The sequence below is a fragment of the Candidatus Angelobacter sp. genome (assembly GCA_035607015.1).
Lineage (GTDB): Bacteria > Verrucomicrobiota > Verrucomicrobiia > Limisphaerales > AV2 > AV2.
Map to the genome: position 1 here is coordinate 1 of DATNDF010000227.1, position 6387 is coordinate 6387.

At 59.4% G+C, this 6387-nt stretch carries 9 protein-coding genes; 8 read left to right on the forward strand and 1 reads right to left on the reverse strand.

What is annotated here, in order from left to right; translation table 11 throughout:
* The 3 genes from VN887_09345 to arsS form a co-directional block, all read left to right on the forward strand.
* A partial coding sequence (locus VN887_09345; protein ID HXT40215.1) for a hypothetical protein occupies nucleotides 1-524 on the forward strand: 524 nt, incomplete at its 5' end.
* Nucleotides 503-1147 carry a TIGR04282 family arsenosugar biosynthesis glycosyltransferase gene (locus VN887_09350; GenBank protein HXT40216.1) on the forward strand — a complete coding sequence of 215 codons (645 nt, stop codon included), beginning with the start codon at nucleotides 503-505 and terminating at the stop codon, nucleotides 1145-1147. The genes VN887_09345 and VN887_09350, both read left to right, overlap by 22 nt.
* Complete coding sequence (gene arsS / locus VN887_09355) at nucleotides 1147-2094, forward strand: arsenosugar biosynthesis radical SAM (seleno)protein ArsS (protein HXT40217.1); 948 nt, start codon at nucleotides 1147-1149, stop codon at nucleotides 2092-2094. The genes VN887_09350 and arsS overlap by 1 nt, the downstream gene beginning before the upstream one ends.
* Nucleotides 2095-2122: 28 nt before the next feature.
* Here arsS and VN887_09360 read toward each other — a convergent pair whose 3' ends face one another.
* Nucleotides 2123-2986 (reverse strand): DUF3616 domain-containing protein, encoded by an 864-nt coding sequence (locus tag VN887_09360; protein HXT40218.1) that lies wholly within the window; start codon nucleotides 2984-2986, stop codon nucleotides 2123-2125.
* A gap of 157 nt (nucleotides 2987-3143) precedes the next feature.
* Between VN887_09360 and VN887_09365 the strand changes: the two genes are divergently transcribed.
* The 5 genes from VN887_09365 to VN887_09385 form a co-directional block, all read left to right on the forward strand.
* The gene (locus VN887_09365) at nucleotides 3144-3908 is read left to right on the forward strand and encodes a TIGR04283 family arsenosugar biosynthesis glycosyltransferase (protein HXT40219.1); all 765 of its coding nucleotides are present in this window, start codon (nucleotides 3144-3146) and stop codon (nucleotides 3906-3908) included.
* A 108-nt stretch (nucleotides 3909-4016) separates the two neighbouring features.
* Complete coding sequence (gene rplM, locus VN887_09370; GenBank protein ID HXT40220.1) at nucleotides 4017-4451, forward strand: 50S ribosomal protein L13; 435 nt, start codon at nucleotides 4017-4019, stop codon at nucleotides 4449-4451.
* A gap of 11 nt (nucleotides 4452-4462) precedes the next feature.
* On the forward strand, nucleotides 4463-4858 hold the full coding sequence (gene rpsI, locus VN887_09375) for a 30S ribosomal protein S9 (GenBank protein ID HXT40221.1): 396 nt from the start codon (nucleotides 4463-4465) through the stop codon (nucleotides 4856-4858).
* 130 nt (nucleotides 4859-4988) lie between these two features.
* Nucleotides 4989-6047, forward strand: coding sequence for an N-acetyl-gamma-glutamyl-phosphate reductase (argC, locus tag VN887_09380; GenBank protein HXT40222.1), 1059 nt, complete (start codon nucleotides 4989-4991; stop codon nucleotides 6045-6047).
* Between the two features lie 40 nt (nucleotides 6048-6087).
* A partial coding sequence (locus VN887_09385) for a bifunctional ornithine acetyltransferase/N-acetylglutamate synthase (protein ID HXT40223.1) occupies nucleotides 6088-6387 on the forward strand: 300 nt, incomplete at its 3' end.

A 6387-nucleotide genomic window follows, 5' to 3' on the forward strand; every position in this document is an offset into this window, starting at 1 on the left:
ATCTTATGAAAACCAGAAAGTCATGGGCGGAAAAACTGGCCGACGGCAAAGGTCTGCCGAAAGTGGGAAGGATCACGGGCAGAATGACGAAGCGCTGGGGGAAAGGAACGATGGTCGTGCCGGCGCCGCTGGAGGTGGACGCGGTCATGCGAAACGTGCCGAAGGGCAAGCTGGTCACAATCAATGAAATTCGCTGTGCGCTTGCCCGGGCGCACGGCGTGGACGTCGCCTGCCCGATTACGACCGGAATATTTGCCTGGATCGCGGCCCACGCCGCCGAAGAAGCCGGTGCTGGAGGCCGAAAGAGGATAACGCCCTACTGGCGGACGTTGAAGTCGGGAGGGCAGCTCAATGAAAAATATCCGGGAGGAATTCCCGCGCTCAAAAAGCGCCTCGAAACCGAAGGCCACAGAATTGTAAAGCGAGGTTCACATTGGGTCGTTGCCGACTTTGAGAGGTCCCTGACTTCTCCAAAGTCCGGATCTGCGGTGTTTGCCCGACAATGCCCGAGCACAAACTTGTAATCTTTGTCCGGGCGCCGCGGCCGGGCTCGGTCAAGACCAGATTGGCGAAAACCCTCGGTGCCGGGCCGGCCTGCGAGGCGTATCGCCGATTGGTGGAAACCTTGACCGACCGTTTGCAAACGCTGAACGGAGTGGAGCTGCGTTTCAGTCCAGATGACGCGCGAAACGAGATTCAACCCTGGCTTAAGAGCAGATGGTCCTGTGCGCCACAGGGAACCGGAGACCTTGGCCGGCGCCTGCAGTCCGCGTTTGTCGATTCCTTCAAATCTGAAACCGCCCGGGTCGTCATCATCGGCTCGGACTGTCCCGCAGTAACGAGTGCTGATATTGTGGAAGCATGGCAATGTTTATCGTCGCACGATGTTGCCCTCGGGCCCGCCCGCGATGGTGGTTACTGGCTGATCGGGTTGCGACGTTTGCGGCCGGATCTGTTTCACCGGATTCCCTGGAGCACCGACCGCGTACTGGCTGAAACGATGCGCCGGGCCCGGGAGGGCGGACTGAGCGTCCATCGGTTGCGCGAATTGCAAGATGTGGACACGGAAGCGGACTGGCGGCAATTCTTGGAAACACACAATTCCCATGCCACAAACCGGCGAACGGGCTATCCTCTGACGGGTTGATGAATCGTTTCGAACAAAAACTCGTGGAGCACGGTTTGACGCTGCAGCGAACGCGCCTGCGTACGTTGCAACTCAATGTCGGCCGCAAATGCAATCAGGCCTGCCGCCATTGCCACGTGGATGCCGCCCCCTGGCGGACAGAAATGATTGACGAAGCAACCTCGCTTCGCGTTGGTGGATGGATTCGCGAGCATCGCCCGGAAATCGTGGACCTCACGGGTGGCGCGCCGGAGTTGAGCGGATTCTTCCGTTATTTTGTCGAGACCGCGCGTTCCGCCGGCAGCGAAGTGATTGACCGGAGCAATCTGACGATCATTGAAGAAAGGGATTACGGCTGGCTACCCGAATATCTGGCCAGCCACGGAGTGCAGGTCGTCGCCTCGCTCCCCTGCTACTCCGCCCGGAACGTAAACCAACAGCGCGGCAACGGAGTTTTTGAAAGGAGCATTTCCGCCCTGCGCAAATTGAACGCCGTCGGGTATGGCACGGCACTGCCGCTGCACCTCGTTTACAATCCACTCGGTCCAAATCTGCCCGGGCCGCAAGCGGAGTTGGAGGCCGATTACAAAGAGGTGCTAAACCGCGATTTCGGCATCGCGTTCAATAAACTTTTCACGATCACGAACCAACCGATCGCCCGTTTTGCCGAGGACCTGCGCCAGCAGGGCAAATGGGACGAATACCTGGAGTTGCTGGTGAACAGTTTCAATCCGGCAACCGTGGACGGTTTGATGTGCCGCGCCACGTTGAGCGTGGGCTATCGCGGCGAGTTGTACGACTGCGACTTCAACCAGATGCTCGACATGCGAATGCAGAACGGCCGGCCGCTTTATCTGTGGGATGTAACACCAGAATACCTGGAAAACCGTGGAATCCAGACCGGCGTGCATTGTTTTGCGTGCACCGCCGGTTGCGGGAGCAGTTGCACGGGTGCGCTGGCAAATTGACCACGTCGGTTGATCAGAGGCGCCTCTTTCACGGCTTTACCCAGACACTGCGAAAATGCTGTTGAGACGGCGGACACTCCTTGCAGGGTCTGTCGTTGATCAGTTTTTTGCCATCGTCACTGATGACTTGAATCCGGTTCCAACCCGTCCCGGGATAAACGACGATCCCTTCCGGATTCAACCCCTTCAGACGTGAGTGTTTTATCAGCCGGGGCGGAGACGGGCCACCCGACCACGCGTAGAGACGCGACGGCCCGATGCCGTCATACGGGCCGGCGATGATCAAATATTTTCCCTCCGAATACGCCATGTCGCGCACGCCCAGTCCACCCAGATCGAGGAGCAAGGGGTCGCCGAATTTTGCCGACGCACCGCGAATCACTTCATCCGGATTCAGCATCGGAACCAACAGCGCCATACCGTTGGGGATTGGATTACGGAAACCGATCAGCAAATGACCCTCAGGCGTCGCGCTGAGCCCTTCGATATTCAATGCACCGCGGGCTTTCGGTTCCAACAGCGAAGCCGCCTCAAGATTGAAGCGCGCCAATCTCCTGTCCTGCACCAAGTCATCCAGCAGCCGTTCGTACGGTTGGCCAACCCCTTTCAGTTGCGCGCCCTGGCCGTTGGTGACAGTTTGCGTGGCAAAAAAACGCTCCCGGCTTGGTCGCGCGCGGCCGCTTCTGTTCCGACCATGCGAGGTAATCCAGTAAGCGCGATCGCCGATTCGCGCCGCTCCTTCGAGATCGGACTCCGGCTTCTTCTCATCCAAATCGAGAAACGCGGACAGGTTGAAGCTTTGAACGGGCGCTCCCGCCTTATCCCTGGAATAGACGCGAATAACACTGTCTTCGTCGCTCGCCACTGCAAACAGATGACCCGTCAGTGCCACGGCGGCGGAGGCGTCACACATTCCGGTGTAAACCACCGGTGCGGAGACGCGGGTTGCGGCATGGGCATCACAGGAGATTTGTGCTATCTCCAGAAGACATGCGGCTAATGCACGTTTGGTCACAACCGTTGGACGATCCGGGTGGCATAATGGTTTCGTGGCAAAGCCGACGGGGGCTTTGCGCCGACACGCGGCGCTTCAAGGCATGATCTCCGTGATTATTCCAACGCTGAACGAGGCGGAACTGCTGCCGGCCACATTGCATCGCCTTCAGGCGAATCGCGCGCCGAACGAGATTCTGGTCGCCGACGGCGGGAGCAGGGACGAAACGACCGGCCTGGCGGACAAGGCGGGGGCACGGGTCATTCACTCTCCCCGACGGGGTCGCGCGGCCCAGATGAATCTGGCAACAACAGCCGCGCGCGGCGAGGTTTTCCTTTTCCTCCATGCCGACACCTGGTTGGGGCCGGATGCGCTGAATCAAATTACCGAAGCACTTGCACGCCCCGGCATTGTTGGAGGCGGTTTCGCGCGGCGCTTCCGGAGTTCGTCGCTGTTTTTGCGGCTCTCCTGCGCCGTCGGAGCTTGGCGGTCAGGGTGTCTCGGCTGGTTTTTTGGCGACCAGGGTATTTTCGTCCGAAGAGCGGTATTCAAACAAGTGGGGGGCTTTCGAGACTGGCCACTGTTCGAGGACCTAGATTTCTCACGCCGAATCGCGCGAGTCGGACAAATCACGATGCTGCGCTCGAATGTTGTTTCTTCGGCGCGGCGATTCGCGGCCCGTGGGGCGTTTCTCACGACGGCTTCAGATGTATGGCTGACGGTGCGCTACCTGGCAGGCGCGGACCCACATCGCCTGGGACGCAAACGCCGTCCGTCCGGGATTGCAGCCCACAATGAAAGGCCGTCCGGCCACAGGTAAGCCAGATCTCACTTCCGGGTTGCAAGGAGTCAACCGGGTTTCGCTCCAAATGACTATTGACTTGTGCCGCTCGTTTGTTAGTTTCACCGCTCTTTGATTTGGGATTTGATGAAAACGTATCTGCCAAAAGTGAATGTGAACGAGCGCAAATGGCACGTTGTTGACGCCAATGGCGCCGTCCTGGGGCGGCTTGCCGTCCAGGTCGCCAACATTCTTCGAGGCAAAAACAAGCCGGTATTCACGCCACACCTCGACGCGGGCGACTTCGTTGTGGTGATCAACGCTGAAAAAGTCGTTTTGACCGGCAAAAAGGAGGACGAAAAACTGTTCATGTCCTACTCCGGTTGGAAAGGCGGCGAAAGCTACCGGTCGGTCGCGCAGGTTCGGGCCAGAACTCCCGAGCGCCTTATCCTGCACGCCGTCAAAGGCATGATCCCCAAGAACCGCCTTGGCGACCGGCTGTTGACCAAGCTCAAGGTCTATAAGGGCGCCAACCATCCGCACGCCGCGCAACAACCGGCGGCGCTCGCGGCGGCTGATTGATTTTCAAAAGTATGCCTGCAACCACAGAATTCCTCGGAACAGGCCGTCGCAAGACCTCGGTGGCCCGTGTGCGCCTCGCTCCCGGCTCGGGGAAGATCACGGTCAACAACCGGCCGTTTGAGAACTATTTTCCAATCGAAAACCTGCGGATGATGGCACAGCAACCGTTGACGGTCACCGAGACCGCCGCGAAGTTCGACGTGCGGATCAGCGTCATCGGTGGTGGACCCTCGGGCCAGGCCGGCGCGGTGCGGCACGGCATCGCCCGGGCGTTGTTGCTGGCGGATGCCAACCTTCGTCCCACACTCAAATCGAACGGGCTGCTCACGCGCGATCCGCGCATGCGCGAGCGCAAGAAATACGGCCAGCCGGGCGCTCGAAAACGTTTCCAATACAGCAAGCGTTAAAACGAGTTCCAATTTGCAAGCCCCGCTGGTTCAATCCGGCGGGGCTTTTTTGCTTTCGTCGTTGTCAGTTGCAGATTGCCAGAATGCGGTGATTCGACCAAAACAACACGTGATGGCCACCAACACATACATGAACAGGAAAGTCGCCGTCGTCGGCGCGTCCGGATACTCGGGTGAGGAACTTGTGCGGCTGCTCTTGAAGCATCCGCACGCCGAACTCGCAGCGGTGACCTCGCGACAATACGCCGGCAGGACCGTCGCTGAAACCTTCCCCAGATTTGCCCATTATCCGCGAGCGAAAGGCCTCCGTTTCAGTGAACCGAACGCCGAGTTGCTCGCGAAGCAAGCCGAAGTCGTTTTCCTCGCTCTGCCTCACGGTGTCGCCGCTGCGTATGCGGTTCCCTTGCTCCAGTCCGGCTGTCTGGTGATCGATCTCAGCGCCGACTTCCGACTCAAGAGCACCGAAACTTACAAGGAGTTCTACGGTCATGATCATCCCGCGCCGGACCTGATGAGAAAATCCGTTTACGGTTTGCCCGAGGTTTATCGGAAAGAAATCAAGGACGCGTCGCTCGTGGCGTCACCGGGCTGTTATCCGACCAGCGTCCTGCTGCCGATCATTCCCCTGCTCCGCGCAAAGCTCATCAACCCGCACAGCATCATCGCCGACTCGCTCAGCGGCGTCAGCGGCGCGGGCCGAAAAGTCGAGGCGGATTACCTCTTCGTCGAATGCAACGAGAGCGCGCGTCCTTACGGCGTGCCGAAGCACCGGCACCTGTCCGAGATTGAAGAGCAACTCGCGCTCGCCGTCGGCGCGAACGTGACCATCCAGTTCACGCCGCACCTCATCCCGGTGAACCGCGGCATTCTCACCACGATTTATCTCGCGCCGGAAAAGCATTTCAAGACTTCCGCCGAAGCCGACGCGCTCGACAAAAAAGTCGCCGCCTGTTACCAGTCAGCTTACGGCGATGAACCGTTCGTCCGCCGGCTCAACCGCGAAACGCTGCCCGACACCAAGAATGTCGTTGGCACGAACGTCATCGAAATCGCCTGGCGACTCGATCCGCGGACCGGACGGCTCATTGTCATGAGCGCCGAGGACAACCTCGTCAAAGGCGCCAGCGGCCAGGCCGTGCAAAGCATGAACATCCTCTGCGGATTCCCCGAGACCGCGGGGCTCGTTTGATTTCCCACCTCCACGCGCCTGTTGGGCTCCATAATTCTCAATGAACGCAAAGTTTAGGCAAATCCCCGGCTCCATCGTCGCGCCGAAAGGCTTTCTCGCGGCTGGAGTCTTCTGCGACATCAAACGAATCGGCACCGGCAAAGGCTCGCAAAAGGGAAAGAAACGCGACCTCGCGCTCATCGTCTCCGAAGTGCCGTCAACGGTCGCCGGCATGTTCACCACGAATCAGGTCTGCGCCGCTCCGGTCAAGGTTTGCATCGAACGCGTTAAGTGCGGCGTCGCGCAAGCGCTCGTGGTGAACTCCGGCAACGCCAACGCCTGCACCGGCAGGCAGGGCCTG